Origin of the sequence: Ideonella azotifigens, from assembly GCF_021043325.1 — a bacterium.
In the GTDB taxonomy this organism is placed as follows: domain Bacteria; phylum Pseudomonadota; class Gammaproteobacteria; order Burkholderiales; family Burkholderiaceae_C; genus Ideonella; species Ideonella azotifigens.
The window spans coordinates 157,461-175,363 of record NZ_JAJNKD010000003.1; the positions used below are offsets into that span (position 1 = coordinate 157,461).

At 67.4% G+C, this 17,903-nt stretch carries 20 protein-coding genes; 8 read left to right on the forward strand and 12 right to left on the reverse strand.

Annotated features, from left to right (window positions below):
• Positions 1-188 precede the first annotated feature (188 nt).
• On the forward strand, positions 189-896 hold the full coding sequence (locus LRH25_RS08795; RefSeq protein ID WP_170201117.1) for a PAS domain-containing protein: 708 nt from the start codon (positions 189-191) through the stop codon (positions 894-896).
• A 31-nt stretch (positions 897-927) separates the two neighbouring features.
• On the opposite strand, the gene hppD is transcribed toward LRH25_RS08795, so the two are convergent.
• The 3 genes from hppD to LRH25_RS08810 all read right to left on the reverse strand — a co-directional run bounded on the left by hppD (position 928) and on the right by LRH25_RS08810 (position 2,995).
• Positions 928-2,019 carry a 4-hydroxyphenylpyruvate dioxygenase gene (gene hppD / locus LRH25_RS08800; RefSeq protein ID WP_141291047.1) on the reverse strand — a complete coding sequence of 364 codons (1,092 nt, stop codon included), beginning with the start codon at positions 2,017-2,019 and terminating at the stop codon, positions 928-930.
• Between the two features lie 317 nt (positions 2,020-2,336).
• Entirely contained in the window at positions 2,337-2,612 is a 276-nt protein-coding gene (locus LRH25_RS08805) for a DUF2277 domain-containing protein (protein ID WP_141291929.1), read from the reverse strand.
• A 20-nt stretch (positions 2,613-2,632) separates the two neighbouring features.
• Entirely contained in the window at positions 2,633-2,995 is a 363-nt protein-coding gene (locus LRH25_RS08810) for a DUF6632 domain-containing protein (RefSeq protein WP_310733398.1), read from the reverse strand.
• 483 nt (positions 2,996-3,478) lie between these two features.
• Here LRH25_RS08810 and LRH25_RS08815 point away from each other — a divergent pair, with 483 nt between their 5' ends.
• Positions 3,479-4,195: an META domain-containing protein gene (locus LRH25_RS08815; protein ID WP_231010994.1), complete on the forward strand. Its 717-nt coding sequence runs from the start codon at positions 3,479-3,481 to the stop codon at positions 4,193-4,195.
• A gap of 16 nt (positions 4,196-4,211) precedes the next feature.
• Here LRH25_RS08815 and LRH25_RS08820 read toward each other — a convergent pair whose 3' ends face one another.
• The 4 genes from LRH25_RS08820 to LRH25_RS08835 all read right to left on the reverse strand — a co-directional run bounded on the left by LRH25_RS08820 (position 4,212) and on the right by LRH25_RS08835 (position 7,583).
• Positions 4,212-4,457: a hypothetical protein gene (locus LRH25_RS08820; protein ID WP_141291481.1), complete on the reverse strand. Its 246-nt coding sequence runs from the start codon at positions 4,455-4,457 to the stop codon at positions 4,212-4,214.
• Positions 4,458-4,569: 112 nt separating this feature from the next.
• Complete coding sequence (locus tag LRH25_RS08825) at positions 4,570-6,357, reverse strand: RecQ family ATP-dependent DNA helicase (RefSeq protein WP_231010995.1); 1,788 nt, start codon at positions 6,355-6,357, stop codon at positions 4,570-4,572.
• A 183-nt stretch (positions 6,358-6,540) separates the two neighbouring features.
• Complete coding sequence (locus LRH25_RS08830; RefSeq protein WP_231010996.1) at positions 6,541-7,158, reverse strand: HD domain-containing protein; 618 nt, start codon at positions 7,156-7,158, stop codon at positions 6,541-6,543.
• Positions 7,158-7,583 carry a VOC family protein gene (locus LRH25_RS08835; protein WP_231010997.1) on the reverse strand — a complete coding sequence of 142 codons (426 nt, stop codon included), beginning with the start codon at positions 7,581-7,583 and terminating at the stop codon, positions 7,158-7,160. Before LRH25_RS08835 ends, LRH25_RS08830 begins: the two co-directional genes overlap by 1 nt.
• A gap of 153 nt (positions 7,584-7,736) precedes the next feature.
• Between LRH25_RS08835 and ccmA the strand changes: the two genes are divergently transcribed.
• Both ccmA and LRH25_RS08845 read left to right on the forward strand, forming a co-directional pair.
• Positions 7,737-8,348, forward strand: a complete 612-nt coding sequence (ccmA, locus tag LRH25_RS08840) for a heme ABC exporter ATP-binding protein CcmA (protein WP_231010998.1) — start codon at positions 7,737-7,739, stop codon at positions 8,346-8,348.
• Positions 8,345-9,025, forward strand: a complete 681-nt coding sequence (locus LRH25_RS08845; protein ID WP_231010999.1) for a heme exporter protein CcmB — start codon at positions 8,345-8,347, stop codon at positions 9,023-9,025. The genes ccmA and LRH25_RS08845 overlap by 4 nt, the downstream gene beginning before the upstream one ends.
• Positions 9,026-9,045: 20 nt before the next feature.
• On the opposite strand, the gene LRH25_RS08850 is transcribed toward LRH25_RS08845, so the two are convergent.
• Both LRH25_RS08850 and LRH25_RS08855 read right to left on the reverse strand, forming a co-directional pair.
• Positions 9,046-9,660: a 2-hydroxychromene-2-carboxylate isomerase gene (locus tag LRH25_RS08850; protein WP_231011000.1), complete on the reverse strand. Its 615-nt coding sequence runs from the start codon at positions 9,658-9,660 to the stop codon at positions 9,046-9,048.
• A 90-nt stretch (positions 9,661-9,750) separates the two neighbouring features.
• Positions 9,751-10,218, reverse strand: coding sequence for a GNAT family N-acetyltransferase (locus LRH25_RS08855; RefSeq protein WP_170201095.1), 468 nt, complete (start codon positions 10,216-10,218; stop codon positions 9,751-9,753).
• Between the two features lie 292 nt (positions 10,219-10,510).
• Here LRH25_RS08855 and LRH25_RS08860 point away from each other — a divergent pair, with 292 nt between their 5' ends.
• Positions 10,511-10,753, forward strand: a complete 243-nt coding sequence (locus LRH25_RS08860; protein ID WP_141290789.1) for a hypothetical protein — start codon at positions 10,511-10,513, stop codon at positions 10,751-10,753.
• Positions 10,746-12,641 (forward strand): AAA family ATPase, encoded by a 1,896-nt coding sequence (locus LRH25_RS08865; RefSeq protein WP_231011001.1) that lies wholly within the window; start codon positions 10,746-10,748, stop codon positions 12,639-12,641. Before LRH25_RS08860 ends, LRH25_RS08865 begins: the two co-directional genes overlap by 8 nt.
• A 74-nt stretch (positions 12,642-12,715) precedes the next feature.
• On the opposite strand, the gene LRH25_RS08870 is transcribed toward LRH25_RS08865, so the two are convergent.
• Together LRH25_RS08870 and LRH25_RS08875 are read right to left on the reverse strand one after the other, a co-directional pair.
• A complete protein-coding gene (locus tag LRH25_RS08870) occupies positions 12,716-13,381 on the reverse strand; it encodes a glutathione S-transferase family protein (RefSeq protein ID WP_141286784.1) in 666 nt (221 codons plus the stop codon).
• 92 nt (positions 13,382-13,473) lie between these two features.
• Complete coding sequence (locus LRH25_RS08875) at positions 13,474-14,226, reverse strand: SDR family oxidoreductase (protein WP_141286783.1); 753 nt, start codon at positions 14,224-14,226, stop codon at positions 13,474-13,476.
• A 142-nt stretch (positions 14,227-14,368) separates the two neighbouring features.
• Here LRH25_RS08875 and LRH25_RS08880 point away from each other — a divergent pair, with 142 nt between their 5' ends.
• On the forward strand, positions 14,369-15,268 hold the full coding sequence (locus tag LRH25_RS08880; RefSeq protein WP_141286786.1) for a LysR family transcriptional regulator: 900 nt from the start codon (positions 14,369-14,371) through the stop codon (positions 15,266-15,268).
• Between the two features lie 470 nt (positions 15,269-15,738).
• Here LRH25_RS08880 and LRH25_RS08885 read toward each other — a convergent pair whose 3' ends face one another.
• Complete coding sequence (locus tag LRH25_RS08885) at positions 15,739-16,740, reverse strand: AraC-like ligand-binding domain-containing protein (RefSeq protein ID WP_141286782.1); 1,002 nt, start codon at positions 16,738-16,740, stop codon at positions 15,739-15,741.
• A 130-nt stretch (positions 16,741-16,870) separates the two neighbouring features.
• On the opposite strand from LRH25_RS08885, the gene LRH25_RS08890 reads away from it, so the two are divergent.
• A complete protein-coding gene (locus LRH25_RS08890) occupies positions 16,871-17,890 on the forward strand; it encodes an AAA family ATPase (RefSeq protein WP_141286781.1) in 1,020 nt (339 codons plus the stop codon).
• The last annotated feature ends 13 nt before the right edge of the window (positions 17,891-17,903 follow it).

Genomic DNA, 17,903 nt, shown 5'->3' on the forward strand with positions numbered 1-17,903 from the left:
AAGCCCCCGCTGGCTGACGGTTACTTGGCGGTTACGGCGCCGGCAGGCCGGCATTCAGTTGGCGACGCATTCAGCCGATACAGTGGCAAGCGGGCATGGGCCAGTGGCCGCACACTTGGCGGCTGGCATTCGCCGCCCGCGCTCGCCGAACTGCCGAACTGCCAAATTGCGGATGGACCCACATGCCGATGGATGCACCTGCTGATCTTCACCGCTGGGGCTTGGTCGAGCAGGTTGCCGGATTCGCTGTCTGGGACCTGGACATCTCGTCGCAGCGGGTGCTTTATTCGCCGCATTGGAAGCGCTGGCTGGGTTATCCGGCGGAGGACAGCTCGGATCCTGTCCAGACCTGGCGCGCGCGCGTGCACCCGGATGACCTGGGCGCGATGGTGCAGGCACTGTCAACCCACATCGATGGGCAGGAGCCGAGCTACGAGCACGAGTTTCGGCTGCGCGCGGCCGACGGGTCCTACCGCTGGGTGCTCTCACGGGGCCAGGTGGTCGCGCGTGACGGGCAGGGCGCTGCGCTGCGGGCCGTGGGCACCTTGACCGACCTCACCAAGCGGCGCCAGGCCCAGCAGGCTGGTCAACTGGCGCATCGGCCTGCCGCCCATGACGCCGCAATTGACGACGCCAGCCAGGCGCAGCAGCAACAGTTCTGGCTGCGGGTCAGCCACGAACTGCGCACGCCGCTGAACGCAGTGCTCGGCTTTGCCCAACTGCTGGCCACGCGCCTGGGCGCGGACGATCTGCCCACGCAGCGCCTGTACCTGGCGCATGTCGAAAAGGCCGGATGGCAATTGCTGGCGCTGGTGGAGGCGGCGATGGCCGAAAGTGGCGCGTCGTCGCCCGCATCGGCCGACAGGACCGACACGGCAGGCAAGCCCGAGCCCTGACGGCGCCCCGCCAGGCCCGGGGGCCGGCTTCTCAGGCCGTGGTCGGCGTGTCGACCTGCAGCACGCCGCGCTTGACCTGGTCGCGCTCGATGGACTGGAAAAGTGCCTTGAAGTTGCCTTCGCCAAAGCCGTCGTCACCCTTGCGCTGGATGAACTCGAAGAAGACCGGGCCCAGCATGGTCGCCGAGAAGATCTGCAGCAGCAGGCGAGGGCGGCCGTTGTCGGTCGAGCCGTCCAGCAGGATGCCGCGGGTCTGCAAGGCCTTGGCGTCTTCACCGTGGCCGGGCAGGCGCTCGCTGAGCATCTCGTAGTAGGCCTCGTTCGGCGCGGTCATCAGCGGCACGCCGGCGAGTTGTAGCTGGTCGATGGTGGCCAGCAGGTCTTCGCTCAGCAGCGCCACATGCTGGATGCCTTCGCCGTTGAACTGCATCAGGAATTCCTCGATCTGGCCGGAGCCTTTCTTCGATTCCTCGTTCAGCGGGATGCGGATCTTGCCGTCCGGCGCGGTCATGGCCTTGGAGGTCAGGCCGGTGTATTCGCCCTGGATGTCGAAGTAGCGGATCTCGCGGAAGTTGAACAGCCGCTCATAGAAGCTGGCCCAGAAACTCATGCGGCCGCGGTAGACGTTGTGCGTCAAATGGTCGATCAGCTTGAGGCCGTGGCCGACCGGATGGCGGGCCACGCCTTCGACGTATTCGAAGTCGATGTCGTAAATGGACTTGCCGTCCTCGAAGCGGTCGATCAGGTACAGCGGCGCACCGCCAATGCCCTTGATCGCCGGCAGCCGCAGCTCCATCGGGCCGGTGGGGATCTCGACCGGCTGGGCGCCCAGTTCCAGCGCGCGGGCGTAGGCCTTGTGCGAGTCCTTGACGCGGAAGGCCATCCCGCAGGCCGACGGGCCGTGCTCGGCCGCGAAGTACGCGGCATGGCTCTTGGGCTCGTTGTTGACGATGAAATTGATCTCGCCCTGGCGGTACAGCAGCACCAGCTTGGAGCGGTGGCGCGCCACCAGCGAGAAGCCCATGGCTTCGAACAGCGGCTCCAGCTGGCCGGGGGTGGGCGAGGCGAATTCGACGAACTCGAAACCCATCAGGCCCATGGGGTTGTCAAACAGATCAGCCATGTGTGGCTCCCGGGAAAAGGTCGTTGATCAAGCGGCAAGCGGCCTGCTCGGTCACAGACCGGTGCACGCATACGCTGGCGAAGAAGTGCGAAAAGAGGGAGGCGGGCAGCCCCCGGAGCGGACGCCCGGCGCGGCTTCAGGCCGGCACGTGGGCGCGGCAGACGCCCGGCGGCGCGCACGGCACGCCGCGCACGCTGCGGGCGAGGTGGTCACCGATGATCAATTGGCAGACGGTGGTCGTCATGGGGCGCATGGTAACCAGCCCGGTGCGGCCCGTACAGCGCCTTTCAGGTGCGGGAAGCCCACGCCAACGGCCATCACTCCGGACTTCCAAACCGAATCGCAGACCTCACTCGTGCCTTTTCCGCTTCCACCTCCCGGTTGCGCGGCTCTGCGTTGGTGACCAGCGAAGCCATCAGCACTCGGGCCGAGGCGGCGACCTCTGCAACTGCCCTTTCGAATGCCGCTTCGTTGGCCTTGGATGGCACTGAAAACCCGCTGAGCTTTCGCACGAACTGCAGCGAGGCGTCGCGGATTTCCAGTTCGGTGGCGGGGGGCTCGAAATTGAACAGCGTCTTGATGTTTCGGCACATGGGTGACTCCAGGATTCGATTCAGCGCGCGCCGCGGTCAAAGGGAAGCCTGAATGCGGCAGGGCACAGCCATCCCAGCACCAGCGCGACGATGAACAGGGCCGGCACGTCGCCGAGCAGGTGTCCGGTGTGCATCGGGTTGGCCGTGGCCTGGACGGCCATGACTGCGGCGTGGACGATGCTCGACCAGATGGTGAAGGCGATCAGGCTGAGGTGCTGGACGGGATTGCGGGAGGCGATCAGCAGGAAGACGCCGAGCGTGGCGTACAGGGCGATGATCATCTCGATGTACTCCGAGTGGCCGTGGTGCCATGCCCAGCCAGCTGGCCACAGCACCGTCAGCGGGTACACCCCGAAGATGAAGATCAGGCCGAAGGTCAGCAAGGCGAAGCGAAGAGGATTCGACTTTCTTTGCGTATTCATGCCGCACTCCCGTGCTCTGTGACCCGGCGACTGAAGCGCCGCGAATTTTCGCGCCGCACCGTTTTGCGCTGCACACTAGCACGCCCGAAATGGCATGGCCATGCGCTCTTGCTGCAAGCCGTCGCGGGGCGGAATCATCGTTGACCTCTGACCTTCCGACGGACGCCTGCCCAGCGAGCGGGGCTGTCCTTGACCGTGGGGCAGGCGGGCGCCGACCTATGAACACGGGTTTCCCTGAGGTGACGGGCCGGATTGGTTCGCGAAGTGACATGCTTGGTCACTCCGGGCGTGGCATTGATCGTGCATCATCCGGAAAGCGCTCGTCCGGCCCTAGGCTTCACCGGATCGGCGCTGCATAGCATGAGAAGTTCTGAGTTCCCCATCTTTGGCTCCGCCGGCCACCTCTCTGCTCGCGCGGTGCGCGTTGCGTGGATGTCCGGCCTCATGCTGTCCCTTGCCGGTTGCACGCATGTGCCGCTGGTCGGCGGCTGGCTGGGCGGCGACAAGGGCGGCACCGCGCCGGTGCCCCCGCCACCTGCGCCGGTGCAGCCCTACCAGGCGACCGGGCACGAGCCGGAATGGCGCATCGACCTCGGCGAGCAAGGCGTGATGCGCCTGGCTTTGCAGCCGCCGTTGAGTTGGGTGCAGCCGCCGCCCGAGTGGGCCGGCACGGCGCGCCGCTGGCAGGCCGAGGTCAATGGCAAACCGCTGGAACTGACCGCCACGCCCGGGCTGTGCCGCGACAGCATGAGCGGCATGCCGAGACCCGATGGCGTGAGCGTGCGCTGGGGCGATGCGCGCTGGCGCGGTTGCGGCGGCGAGGCGGCCAGCCTGTTGCTGGGGCCGGAATGGCTGGTGGTGAGCCTGCAGGGCCAGCCGCTGATCGACCGCAGCCGGGCCACGCTGCGTTTCACGCCCGAGGGCCGCTTCACCGGCCTGGCCTCATGCAACCACTTCACCGGCGCCTGGCGCCTGGGCAGCGAGAACCTGCTGCTGAACCCGCCTGCTGTGACGATGATGGCCTGCGCACCGACGGTGATGGCTCAGGAGGACAGGCTGCTGGCCCTGCTCAAGGCCGTCAACCGCTTCGACTTCTCGCCCAAGGGCGAGTTGCTGCTGCTGACGGCCGATGGTCGCCAGCTGGCAGCACGCCGGAACTGAAGGCGGCCGCTGCGCCTCAGGCGTGCGCTGCCTCTTCTTCCGCTGTGTAGGCTTCGACCACCAGGGCGCCGCTGTCCACATAGCGCTGGAAGTCCGGCAGCGGGATGGCCGCTGAGCCGCGTGCATCGCCGTCCTGCCAGCCCAGGGTGACGTCCAGCTTGGTTTCCTCGATCTCGCAATTGCCTTGCGGGATCTTCATGTCCATGCCGTCGCCTTCGCGGTAGCTCACATCACCCACCACTTTGCCGTGTAGCTTGCTCATGTCATTGCTCCTGCAGGGTTGGTCGAGTGCCTAGACTAGGGCTCGGCGGCGATGTCGGCAATCGGTGCAGGCCGACAACCCTGTAGGACGCGGGGTGCAGTGCAACAAAGGCTTACGCGGCCACCCGTGGTGCGGCGGCCGGCTGCACGAAATCGGCGTGGAATTCGCGCGGCCGGCGCTGGGCCGGGAAGCGGATGCGCACCACCTCGCCGGCCAGCGCAATGACTTCGCCGCTGCCATGGCGCTTGACCTCGACCCAGTCGCCAACCGCCAGCGGCTGGCGCTCGGCAGGGGCTGGCGCTTGGGCGGCGGTGTCCGCAGGAAAGGTCGCCGGTTCTTCGGGTTGGATGTCAGCCAGGGCCTGCAGCCGCAGGCAGCTGTCGCAATGGCCGCAGCGGCCATTTTCCGACTCCGGCAGCGGTTGGTCGAAGTGGGCCAGCAGCATCTGCCAGCGGCAGCCGCCTGACTGGGCGTAGTCCATCATCGTGTCCAGGCGCTGGCGGTCCTGGTTCTTTCGCTGGTCGTAGCTCTCCGCCACCTGTTCCACCACCTCGGCCACCGAATGGCTGGCGTCCACCGTCACCCTGCCGTCGCGGCCCAGGCGCACCAGGCGCAGGCCGCGCAGCGCATTGAGCACCTGGCGTGTCTTGGCCAGTGGTGCGTCCACCGCGTCGCGCAGCGCGCTGGTCAGCCAGCCGTCGGGCGGTCCCTGGGTCAGCGTCTGCCACAGTGCGCGCACGTCGTTTTTCGACGGGTAGCGGCCGACCAGGAAAAAGCGCTGCACCGCGCGGTCGGCGCGCAGGAACATCAGCGTGCAGGTGGCCGTTTCGCCGTCGCGGCCGGCGCGGCCGCTCTCCTGGTAATAGGCGTCCAGGGACGATGGCAGCTGGGCATGCACCACAAAGCGGATGTCGGACTTGTCGATGCCCATGCCGAAGGCCGGCGTGGCCACCATCACGCGCACCTGGCCCTGCATGAAGGCATCCTGGCTGCGGGTGCGCTCGGCTGCGCCCATCTGGCCGTGGTACAGCGCCACGTCCTCGTCGGCCTCGGCCAGCATCGCGTGCAGCTGCTTGGCGCTGCGCACGGTGCTGGCGTAGACGATGCCAGGGCCTTCGCTGTCATGCACCAGCGCCTGGATGCGGCGCAGCCGGGTGGCCTCCTCGTCGACCAGCTCGACCCGGTAGTCCAGGTTGGCCCGGTAGACACCGGTGCACAGCACGCCTGCCGCTGGGATCTGCAGCGCGCGGCAGATCTCGCGCTGCACCGGTGAAGCGGCAGTGGCCGTCAGCGCCAGCACCGGCACGCCCAGCGCCTGGCGCAGTGCGCCCAGCTCGGCAAAGGCCGGCCGGAAGTCGTGGCCCCACTGGGCAATGCAGTGCGCCTCGTCCACCACCATCAGCCCCAGGCGCGCCGGCCCGACGCTGCTCAGCAACTCGCGAAACGATGGCTCGCCGGCGCGCTCGGGCGTCGTGAAGACGACGCGGGCCGTGCCGCTGGCCACTGCCTGCTCGGCCTCTTCGAGCGCCGCCACGTCCACGCCGGAATGCAGGCGCACGGCCGGCACGCCCAGCGCGTTCAGCGTGTCGCACTGGTCCTTCATCAGCGCGATCAGCGGCGAGATGACCAGCGTCATCCTGTCCGACAGCACGGCGGGCAACTGGTAGCACAGCGACTTGCCGGCGCCAGTCGGCATCACCGCCAGCGTCGACAGGCCGGCCAGCACGCGTTGCATCACCTCTTCCTGCCCCGGCCGCAAGCGGCGCAGGCCGAAGACCTTGCGCAGCGTGCGCATGGCCTCGGTGGGCAGGCCGGGTGCAGCGTCTGCAGCATCGAGGGGGGCTGAACTGCGCGGCGGGCGGGCAGCACGAGGCGTGGACGAAGTCAGGCTGGAGGGCATGGCAACAACAGTCAGGTCACAGGCTGCAAGGCGCACAAGCAGCGCTGCGAGCCGCCAGGGAACGGCACGCAGCGCTGAAGCTGCTACTGCAGCGAATCCTGGGGCCAGCCGTGTGGGCCGTTCGCGCGTGCAGCGCCCATTCGGGCGTAGGAATGCGCCTACCTGGCCGGCCTGCTGGCGGCTTCAGCCAATGGCCTGCGCCAGGTTCAGCCTGGCCCGCGCTTCCAGCCTGTCGTGGAAGAACCCGGTGCTGTAGAGCTGCTGCCGCTCCAGGAACGAGGCCAGGATGGCGCGTCGCTTGCGCCGGAACAGCCAGCGTGGCACGAAGCTGTATTCGGCGCGGATCTGCTGCTCGTATTCGGCAAACCGCGCCGGCTCGGCGCCGAGGATGGCCAGGTCGATGTCGACCAGCAACTGCGCGTCCGGTCCGGCCGGCACCGCCGTGTGGCTGGTCGCCATGATCAGCGCATGCACCCGGGCCGTGACCTCGGCTGGCGCACCGGCCGAGGCGAGCGCCTCGCCGGCCCAGTCGGCGCTGCGCTGCTCGTTGCCGCTGCCGCGGGTGTCGTAGATCGCGTCATGGAACCACAGCGCCAGCGCCACCTCGGCCGGCCGCTCTGCCAGGCCTTGCGCGGCCTGCAGCGCCGTGAGGCATTCGCCCAAGTGTTGCAGCGTGTGATAGTGGCGCTGAGGCTCGCGGTAGCGGGCCAGCAGCTGGTTGAACAAGGCCTCGTTCGGCTGCGCCAGGCCCAGTCCTTGCCAGGCCAGGCGCCAGTCTTCGGAAAGTGCGCCGTCGTCCATCAGCCTTGTTCGCCCGGCACGCCAACCATCCAGCCCACGCCGAAGCGGTCGGTCAGCATGCCGAAGCAGGGTGCCCAGAAGGTCTTGCCCAGGGGCATCTTCACGCTGCCGCCTTCGCTCAGTGCGGCGAATACGCGCTGGGCTTCGGTTTCGGTCCTGGCGTTGAAGGACAGCGTGAAGCCGGCGAAATGGGCGCCCGGCTCGCAGCTGTCGGAGGCCATGATCAGCGAGTCACCGATGTGGAAGGACGCGTGCATCACCTTGTTCTTGAAACCTTCTGGCAAGGGCATGGGCGGCGGCTCCGGGCTGTCGCTGTAGCGCATCATCATCTGCAGCTTGGCGTTCAGCGTCTTGCCGTAGAACACCAAGGCTTCTTCGCAGTTGCCGGCAAAAAACAGGTAAGGCTGGACAGAGGGTTCGGGCATGTCGACTCCTTCATTGGCACAAACAATCGGCTCCGCTGCCATGCCGTGGCAGCGGAGCGTAGTTTGCGTCGGCACCGCGGCGCTGCACAGCCCCATTCCGGGGCCAGGGCAGGCGGCCGCTAAAGTAGGGAGATGATGCAAACAGGCCGTGAGATGCCACCCCCACGGCTCGTGCTGCGCGGCATGGTCGGCGTGCGCCAGGGCCGGCGGCTCTGGGGCCCGTTGACGCTGGCGCTGTCGGCCGGCAGCGCGCTGCATCTGCAAGGCCCCAATGGCAGCGGCAAGACCACGCTGCTGCGCACCCTGGCCGGGCTGCGCGCGCCGGCCGCCGGCCACTGCGAGCGAGACGGCGAAGCCTGGTTCATTGGCCACGCCTTGCCGCTGGCGGACGAACTGGACGCGCTGGCCAACCTGCGCGGCTGGCTGGGACTTTCGGCGCGGGTTGACGATGCCGTGCTGCAGGCCTGGTTGGACCAGATGCAGGTCCCTCGCCAGCGCCCGCTGCGGCAGCTCTCGGCGGGCCAGCGCCGCCGGCTTGCGCTGGCACCGCTGGCATTGCAGCCGCGGCCGCTGTGGCTGCTGGACGAACCGTTCGACGCGCTGGACGCCGCCGGCCAATCGGCGCTGTGTGCGCTGGCCCAGTCGCACCTGGCCAGCGGCGGCGCATTGGTGCTGAGCGCGCACCAGGGCCTGCCCGCAGGCTTTCCCGCCTGCGAGGCGCTGCGGCTGGGGCCGGCCGACTGGGTCGGTACAGTCGGCCAATGAACCTCTGCCTGTCCATCCTGCGGCGCGAGCTGGCGCTGGCCTGGCAGCGGCCGGCCGAGCTGGCGCGGCATGCGCTGTTTTTCGTGATGGTCGCCGCGCTGTTCCCGCTGTCGCTGAGGCCGGACCCGGCGACACTGGCGCTGCTGGGCCCAGGCGTGTTGTGGGCCGCGGCCTTGCTTGCGGTGCTGCTGGCCTGCGGCCGCTGGTTCGACGAAGACCTGCGCAGTGGCTGGCTGGACCAGTGCCAGCTGGCGGCGCAGGCGGCCGAGCTGCCGCTGGCCTTGCCGCTCGCAGTGCGCTTCGTGGCGCAGTGGTTGCTGGTGGCCGGGCCGGTGCTGCTGGCAGCACCGCTGGTGGCCTTGCAGTTCGACCTGCAAGGTGCCGCGCTGGCGGCGCTGATGGTCTCGTTGCTGCTCGGCAGCGCGGTGCTGGTGCAACTGGCCGGCGTGGCTGCAGCGCTGGCTGCCGGGCTGCGCGGCGCGGGTCTGCTCAGCTTGCTGATGGTGCTGCCGCTGGCCACGCCAGCGCTGGTGCTGGGCACGCTGGCCGTGCATGCGGCGCAGCAGGGCCAGCCCGCCGGGCCGGCGCTGCAACTGCTGGCGGCCTTGCTTGCGCTGGCCAGCGTCGCCTGCCCGTGGCTGGGCGCTGTGGCGCTGAAGCAGGCGGTGGGTGACTGAAACCCGGGCCGGGCGATGGATCAGGCGCCGCGGGTCGGGCCGGCCAGCGCTTCGGCCAACAGGTCCAGCCGGTCCTGGCCCCAGAAGATCTCGCCGTCCAGCACATAGCTGGGCGCACCGAACACCTGGGCCTCGATGGCCTCGCGGCTGTAGCGCTCGTAGACGGCGGCCACTTCCGGCGTGGTCGATTCGGCCAGGCGTTCGGCCGGCAGTTCGCACTCGGCCAGCACGGTGGCCAGAGTGGCCGGGTCGGCGATGTTGCGCTCCTGCACCCACACGGCAGTCAGCAGCGCCGCACTGAGGCGAAGCGCCGCTTCGGTGCCGTCCTTCAGGTCGACCGCGATGATCAGCAGCGAAGCCGGGCCGGTGGCCACCGGGAAGAACTTCGGCTCGATGTTCATCGGCAGCCCCAGGCTCTTCGAGATGCGGCGCAGCTCCACCAGCCGGTAGGCCTGGCGCTGCGGCGCACGCTGGGCCAGCGGCAGGCCGCCGGAAACCGGGAAGACCTTGCCCAGGTCGATGGGTCGCACGCGGATGCTGGCGCCGACTTCGCGGGCCAGCTTGACGAAGCGTTCGTGCCCCAGGTAGGTCCAGGGGCTGTGCGGGGCGAGGTGGTAGTCGATGACGCGGCTCAAGAACGGCTCCATGCGCAAGTGGGTGCGAGGAATTTCGCACCGTCCGGTTTATAGGCCAAGTCGCCGAACCGTTCGCACACAAAACGCGCTTCAGGCCTCCCGCCACATGCGCAGGCTGCGTCCTTCGTCCTCCTCGCCCGTCACACGAAAACCCAGGCGCTCGTACAGGCGGCGCGCCGGGTTGTTGACGAGCACCGAAAGCAGCATGGGCCGGCCCTGCGCCGAGGCCTGCGCGCACAGCGCGCCCAACAATGCGCTGGCCAGGCCACGGCCCTGGTGGGCGGGCAGCAGCTGAACCTGCACGATGTGCCAGGCCTCGGGCTCGTCGCGCCACTTCAGCATGCCGGCCGGCTCGCCCTTCCACAGCAGCAGCTGGATGTCCTCGAAGTACAGCAGCACCCGTGCCAGCGCGTCTTCGGCCGTTGGCTGGTAGCCCGCGCCGCGCAGCCGTTCCGTCATCGTCTGCTCGCGAAGGGCCAGCAGGAAGGGCAGGTCGGCATCGGTGGCGGGCCGCAGCGTCAGCCCGGTGGGCAGCGGCGAGATCGAAGGCAGGCGCATGACCGCCAGCATAGCCAGCGCCGGCCGTTGGCGCGCCACAACGCAGAAGGCCTCTCCCGCTTGCGCACCCGCGGCGAGTGCCTTCATCATTCGCACCCCATTGCTGGAAGCGCCCACGACAGCGCCCGCATCACGGAGATCCCCTATGTCCTCCTTGTTCATTTCGACCATCGACTGAACACGGTTCCCGCGCCCCGGCTGAACCGTGTCTGTTTTTCAGATTCGGCCTCAGACCGCGTGGCAAGCAAGCCCCGCCGCCATTGAGCCGGGGCATTGCTTTTCGGAAACCGCAATGAGTGCACAACTCCGTTCCCGCGCCCTCGAGGAGGGGCGGGTCAAGGCCCTGCGCCGCATGAAACAGCCGATGACGCTGGTGCTCGAAACGAGCCCTGGCGCGCGCGACCCCGTGGCGCGTGCCCTCGGCCAGCGTGGCTTGCGTGGCGCAGGCCAACACATCCAAAGCCGCGGCGCCCAGCGCCGTGCAGACCGCGTGGCGCTGCAGGCGCTGCTGCGAAGAGAGGATTGGGATGAATGATCCCCAGCAACTGCGCGACCAGCTGGCGCAAAAAAACCAACAGCTGCAGAACGTCGCCGCCCAGCTCAAGACAGAGCTGTTCGGCATCGACGCCATCATCGACCGCGTCATCGATTCGGTGCGCGCCTGGTACCTGCTGCCCGAGCTCGTCTCGCGGCCCGTCATCGTCTGCCTCTGGGGCCTGACCGGCACCGGCAAGACCCAGTTGGTGCGCCGCCTGGCGCAACTGCTGGGCTTCTACGACCGCTTCGTCGAAGTGCAGATGGACGGCTTCTCCAACGGTGCAGGCTGGCGCGGCGCGCAGAGCATCTCGGGCATGCTGGGGCAGTCCGGCGTGCGCGAGGGCGAGCCGGGCATCCTCGCGCTGGACGAGTTCCAGCGCTTCCGCACCATCGACAACAAGCGCGCCGAGGTGCGCGTCGAGCGCTACCAGGATGTCTGGGCGCTGCTGTCAGACGGCAGGCTGCCGCCGTCGCTCTCGCTGCTGGGCGACATCGAGTCGTCCCTTGCCGAGGCCGCGTTCGATGCCGAACGCGCCGAGGCCAGCGAGGCTCAGCGGCGCTTCAAGCTGCGCAGCTGGGAGGCCAAGGAACTCAAGCGCAACATGAAGCTCGACGAGCCCTTGCTGCAGATCATGGCCTGGACGCCCGAGCAGGTGCAGCAGCGCCTGCGCGAGTTTCGCGACAGCGGCCAGCAGCAGTGGGAGACGGACTACAGCCGGCTGCTGGTCTTCGTCTGCGGCAACCTCGACGAGATGTACGAGGACCTGGCCACCAGCGTGGACGACTGCGACAGCGATGCCGACACCTTCCACGCCATCACCGGCAAGCTGAGCGTCATCGACGTGAAGCAGGCGCTCAACAAGCGCTTCAAGCCCGAGCAGGTGGCGCGACTGGGCAACGAGCATGTCATCTACCCCTCGCTGTCGCGCCGTGCGTACGAGCAGTTGATTGAGCAGAACTGCGCTCGCTATGCCCGCGATACGGCGGGCCGCTGCGGCCTGCATTTCGATCTGGCCACCAGCGTTCGCGAGCAGATCTACGCCAACGCCGTCTTCCCCGCGCAGGGCACCCGGCCGCTGTTCTCGTCGCTGCACGCCATCCTCGGCGCAGGCCTGGCCAAGGCCGCGCTGTGGGCGCTGGAGCGCGGCGCCGAGGCCGGCGACAGCGTGGGCCTCACGGCCGATGGCCGCAGCCTGATCGCACACTGGCGCGGCCAGTCGCACGCGATTGCCGCGCCCTTCGACATCACGCGCCTGCGCCAGCGTAACAACGCCGACTTCCGCGCGCTGCTGGCCGTGCACGAAGCCGGCCACGGCCTGGTGCACGCGCTGCTCTTCGGCCGCGCGCCGCAGGAGATCAAGATCCACGTCGCCAGCTTCGAGGGCGGCTACAACGCCTACACCTCGCGCAAGGTCTGGTCGCGTCGCAACCTGCTGGACTCGATCTGCACCAGCCTCGCCGGCCGCGCCGCAGAAATGCTGGTCTTTGGGCTTGAGCTGAGCTCCAGCGGCGCCGAAGGCGACTTGCGCAAGGCCACCGAAAGCGCAGCCCGCATGCTGCGCCACTTCGGCCACGGCGGGCGCATCGGCCGCAGCGACGTGTCCATGAACAATGACGAGAACCTCTGCACCGACGTGGAAGCCAGCAACGCCCCGATCGAAGCGCTGCTGCAGGCCGAGCACGCCCGCGCCACGAAGCTGCTCGACACCCACCGCGGCGCGCTGCTGGCGCTGGTGGACGAGTTGATGGCGCAGGGCCAGGTCACGCCTGCGCGCTTTGCCGCTGTGGTGGGGCTGCCGCTGGGCAGGCCAGAAGACGCGCTGGACCCGTACGCGGAGCGGCTGGCAGAGTTTCGGGGGAAAGGGGCAGAGCGGCTCAGGGCATAGGGGAGGTGTGCGGCCACCCGGCGGCTCGTGATGCTGATTCCTTGGAGATTCGATTGGGCTGCATGAAATAGGTATCAGGCCGCTGCCAGCAGGGCACCTTGCTGGTGGAGATGCGCCTGGAAGCGGGAGGCGTAGTCCTCGGCAACTGCATTCCTCACGCTGGCTCGCTCTGCCAATGCCTCTCGCCAGGCCGAAACGCGCGGCAGGCCATCGAAGATTTGCCGCGTCGCTGGTGGGTCGATCAGCTCGAAGTAGCGAAAGAGTGGTGCATAGACTGCATCGACCATGCCGAACGCCGCGCCAGCGAAATACGGGCCTGCGGCGACTTCCGACTCCAACTTGGCCAGGCGCTCACGGAAGCTGGCGCGCTTCGCATCCGCAACCTGCGAGTCACGCGCATGAAGGAACTGCCAGCCTTCAGCGAAAGTCTGGGTGGCGAACTCGATCCAGGCGCGGTGTCGGGCGCGTGTCAGCGGGTCGTGGGGGTACATCGGCGAGCCGCCCTGCGTCTCGTCGAGGTACTCGCAGATCACCACGCTTTCAAAAAGCGCCGCGTCCTCGGCATGGGCCTGGGGAACCTTGAGCACGGGCACCTTGCCAGTGGGCGACAGCGCGAGGAACCAACCGGGCTTGGCCGACAGGTCGACGTTGACGCGTTCGAAGGCGACGCCCTTCTCCAGAAGGACGATCGCGGCGCGCTGCACGAACGGGCAGAGCGGGTGGCTGATCAGGGTGAGCATCTTGATGGGGCGTCTGTGTTGGCAGGGATCAGGAAGGCGCCTTCGACTCGTGCCAGTCGCAAGGCGCCTTCGGCGCGCGGAACCTTGTGCGCTCAGCGATTGAGCAGGCGACCGCCGTCGACCACGATTTCCGTGCCAATCGACCAGCGGGATTCATCGGAGGCCAGGTACAGCACGGCCTTGGCCACCTCTTCTGGCGTGCCGAAGCGGCCCAGCGGGATGGTGGCCGCGATGTCCTTGTTCAGTTTTTCGCGGTAGGCCTCGGGGATGCCCAGCTTGTCGTACAGCGGCGTGTCGACAGGCCCCGGACTGACCGCGTTGATGCGAACCCCGCGCCCGAGCAACTCGGTCGACAGCGTCTTCGACATGTTCAGGACCGCTGCCTTGGTGGCCGCGTAAACGGAGGAGCGGTCTGCGCCCACATGCGCGCTGACGGACGTGTTCAGGACGACCGATGCGGAGGGTGCGAACACCGGCAGCAGCGACTGGATCAGGAAGTACGGGCCCTTGACGTTGACATCGAATGAACGGTCGAACATCTCTTCCGTCCAGTCTTCGATCGGCAGCCAGACGGAGATGCCCGCGTTGAGGAAGGCCACGTCCAACTGGCCGTAGTGGTTCTTGACGGCTTGTGCCAGGTCCTTCTGCGCTGCCACGCTGGCCGAGTCGGCGCGCAGAACCAGCACCTTAGGTCCGAGTTCGGCCTGGGCCTTGGCGATGGAATCCGGGTTGACGCCGGTGACGATGACGCGGGCGCCTTCGGCCAGAAACTGCTTGGCAGTTTCCAGGCCAATGCCGCTGGTGCCGCCAGTGATGAGGGTGCGTTTGCCTTGCAAGCGTGACATGACTTTCTCCTGTAGATGGCCACCCACCGTGGCCGATAAGGAGAATGTGCATCCATGCCTCCATTTCTATAAGATGGCCAGATTGAATACCATCCATGCGTTTCAGGCATTAATTGGGGGGCACTTGGACCGATTCCTGCTGATGACCTGCTTCGCGCGTGCCGTGGAGACGGGGAGCTTCACGGCCGCAGCTCGTGACCTGGGCCTGGGGCAGCCGAACGTGAGCCGCTACGTCGCAGCGCTGGAGGAGCACCTCCAGACCCGGCTTCTGCACCGATCCACACGGAAGCTTGCCCTCACGCCTGAGGGGGAGCGCTACTACGCGGATGTCCGGCGGATTCTTGATGCTGTGGACGAGTCCGAGTCGTCTTTCAGGAGCAACGTCGATCCCTCAGGGCTCTTGCGGGTAGCCTGCCCCACCGCGCTGGCCCATGCTTTCGTGTTGCCGCACGTCCCGACTTTTCTTGAGCGCTATCCGAAGCTGACCCTGGACCTGCAAATCAGTGATCGATTTGTCAACCTCGTTGACGAAGGGACAGAACTGGCGATCCGCATCGGGCAACTGGAAGACAGCGCATTGCGGGCTCGACGCATAGGCGCTTACGAACGCGTGTTCGTGGCGAGTGAAGCCTACCTGGCGAAGCGCGGAGTGCCGCAAACGCCTAACGACCTCCGAGACCACGACTGCGTCATCTACACGCTGCTGTCGTCGGGTGCTACCTGGCGCTTTCGCGAGACCGATGTGCCCGTTTCCGGCAGGCTCAGAGTGAACTCACCTGAAGCGGTCAGCGCGGCGGTCATTGCAGGCTTGGGAATCGGCCACGGCCCGGCATGGCTCTTCGACGAAGGGTTGAGGAGTGGGCGCCTGAAGTTCATCTTGACGGGCTACTCCGCGCCGGCCGTTCCTGTCCAGATCGTCTACGTCGCCAATCGACTTTTGCCGACGCGAGCAACCGTGTTCATGGATTTCATTGCTGGCGTGTTCTCCCGGATTCCTGCCCTTGGCGGCACCGTCAAGCCAGTCATCGCCGGTCAGCAATGACTGCCACCCACGGATGGTTTTGCCTCAATCGCGCGGCCCCGCGCCGGTGCTGAGACCGTGCAGTGATGCGGCTGGTGCCCCAGCCGAACCCCTGACTCGGACCCAGCGCCGCTGGCGGCCCGTGACTTGCGGCCACGGCGGTCGCATGCCGACCACCGACAAGTGTGGCCTATGGACAGTTGGCTGGCCCCTCTCAACGACCGACTGGACATGATCGACTGCTTTTCGGCAGCGAGATCGGCGAGTCCAAGAACCGCTCAGGGTCGTCCAGTGACTGTCAGGCCCACGAACTCATCGCCTTCGAGCTGACGCTCGAACTGCGCGGCCGGGCAGCTGACTTTCGCGGCGGGCACTGGTCGGCCACAACACGACCATCACCAACGACCGCTGCAAAGCACCTCCCTGCTGTGCGGTTGCCTGAGCGGCAAGCCCTTTGCCTTCTGAGGATTTGGCCTGTCAGAGTGCGGCGGTCATCGCGCATCGTCAGAAACGCTTGGCCGCGACGACCCTGGTGCGTCGTCGGCCTGTCGCCACGCGCGCGGCGTGATGGCGAAGCGCCGATGGAAGCTCCGGCTGAAATGTGCGGCGTCGCTGAAGCCGAACGAGAAGGCGATGTCGGAGATGGTCCGGGCCGACCAGCGCGGATCGCGCAACGCCCGCTGGCACGCGGCCAGACGCATTTCCCAAATCCAGCGCTCCAGCGTCGTGCCCTCCGAGCGAAAGATCTTGTGCAGGTAGCTGACCGACAGACCCAGAAACAAGGCGATCCGGCCGACCGTGAGCTGCGGATCGCCCAGGTTCTCGGCGACATGGGACTTGACCCGCGCGATCTGTCTCGCCCCAGCCCCCGAGGTCACGTCGGGTTCGCCCTGCAGGCCGCGCAGGCCGCTTGTCAGCACGCTCATCACGCCGTCGGCGACGTCGAGCGATTGTGCCGAGGACAGCGGTGCGTTGGAGTCGCATGCGCAACGTACCATCTGGTTGAGCATGCGCGCGGGCAGGGCCTCGGCCGCTACCGCCAGCGCCGTCAGATCGGCGTCGCCGAGTCGGGACAACAGCGCGGCGCGCGGCACCCGCAGCACCGCCTGCTGATAGTCCTCTTCGAGGATCAGCTCGTAGGGTCGCGTGCTGTCGTAGATGGCGAACTGACCCGGTGCGAGGATCGCCTCGCGATTTCCCTGGACCACGCGGCATCCTCCCTCGAGTTGGATGCTGACGAGCACAAAGTCCTCGGCCGCCCGCGCAACCTGGTGCTGCGAACGCGTGACACGCTTACGGCTGTGACCGGCCGAGTCGATGCGGGTCAGCGAGAGTTGTGCGAGCTCGCGATTGCGCATCGTGGCAATGAATCCGTCCTCGTCAAGCACCTCGAACGCCGACTCGACGAAGCGGTCGAACGCGGCTTCAGTCCAGCGCGCCACGCGCTTGTTCGGCGGCACCAGCAAGGTCGAGAACTCCACTGCAACGTTCATGCGACGCACCCAGAAAGGTTGACTGTCAGGCAATCGACAAGGCCATTTTCAGGCAAGACACCTTCGGACCCAGCGGCTACGCTGACGTCGATTGTGGGCATGCGCCTGGCCCACGCCCACGGGAGCAACCATGAGTTCGGACGAATCGCTTCGCGACTGGCACCACCTTGCGCTGCGTCTCGAAGATGAGGTTGGCAAGGCCGTCATCGGCCAGGCGGACACGATCCGGCTCATCAACGTGGCGCTGTTCGCGCGCGGTCACGTGCTGCTGGAGGGCGACGTGGGCGTGGGCAAGACCACCGTGCTTCGCGCTTTCTCGCGTGCGGTCGGCGGCGCTTTCGAGCGGGTCGAGGGCACGATCGATCTGCTGCCCGGTGACCTGGTTTATCACACCTATGTCAGTGCCGAGGGCCAGCCGCGCATCGACCCCGGGCCGCTGCTGCGGCATGGCGAACAACTGACGACCTTCTTCTTCAACGAGATCAACCGTGCCCGGCCGCAAGTGCAGTCGCTGTTGCTGCGCGCGATGGCCGAACGCACGGTCTCGGCCTTCAATCGAGAGTTTTCGTTTCCGCACATGACCGTCTACGCCGACCGCAACAAGGTCGAGAAGGAAGAGACCTTCGAGCTGGCGTCGGCCGCGCGCGACCGCTTCATGTTCGAGCTCAACATGGCCAAGCCCAGCGACCCGGCGGTTCGCGAGGCGCTGGTCTTCGAGACCGCCTACCACGACGTGGACGCCTTGATCGAGCAGGTCACAGCGGGTCTGCTGCCGTGGGAGGAACTCAACGCGATCGCCGCCACGATCCAGCGCAGCGTGCAGGCCAGCCCGGCAATCCGGCGCTATGTGCTGGCGCTGTGGCAGGCGAGCGACACGCCCAAGGCCTTCGGCATATCGCTGCCGGGGGTGGACATGGACCGCCTGATCCTCGCCGGCGCGAGCGCGCGCGGCGTGAGCGCACTGCTGCGCGCCGCCCGCGTGGTTGCCTGGCTGGCCGGACGTACCCACCTGCTGCCTGACGACCTGCACGCCGTGGTTCCGGCGGCGCTCGGCCACCGCGTGTTCTTCACCCCGGTCTATGAGATGCGCCGCACTGAACTCGCCGAGGAACTGGTGCGCCAAATCCTCGACAAGGTGGCCGCGCCCTGAAATGAAACCGCCA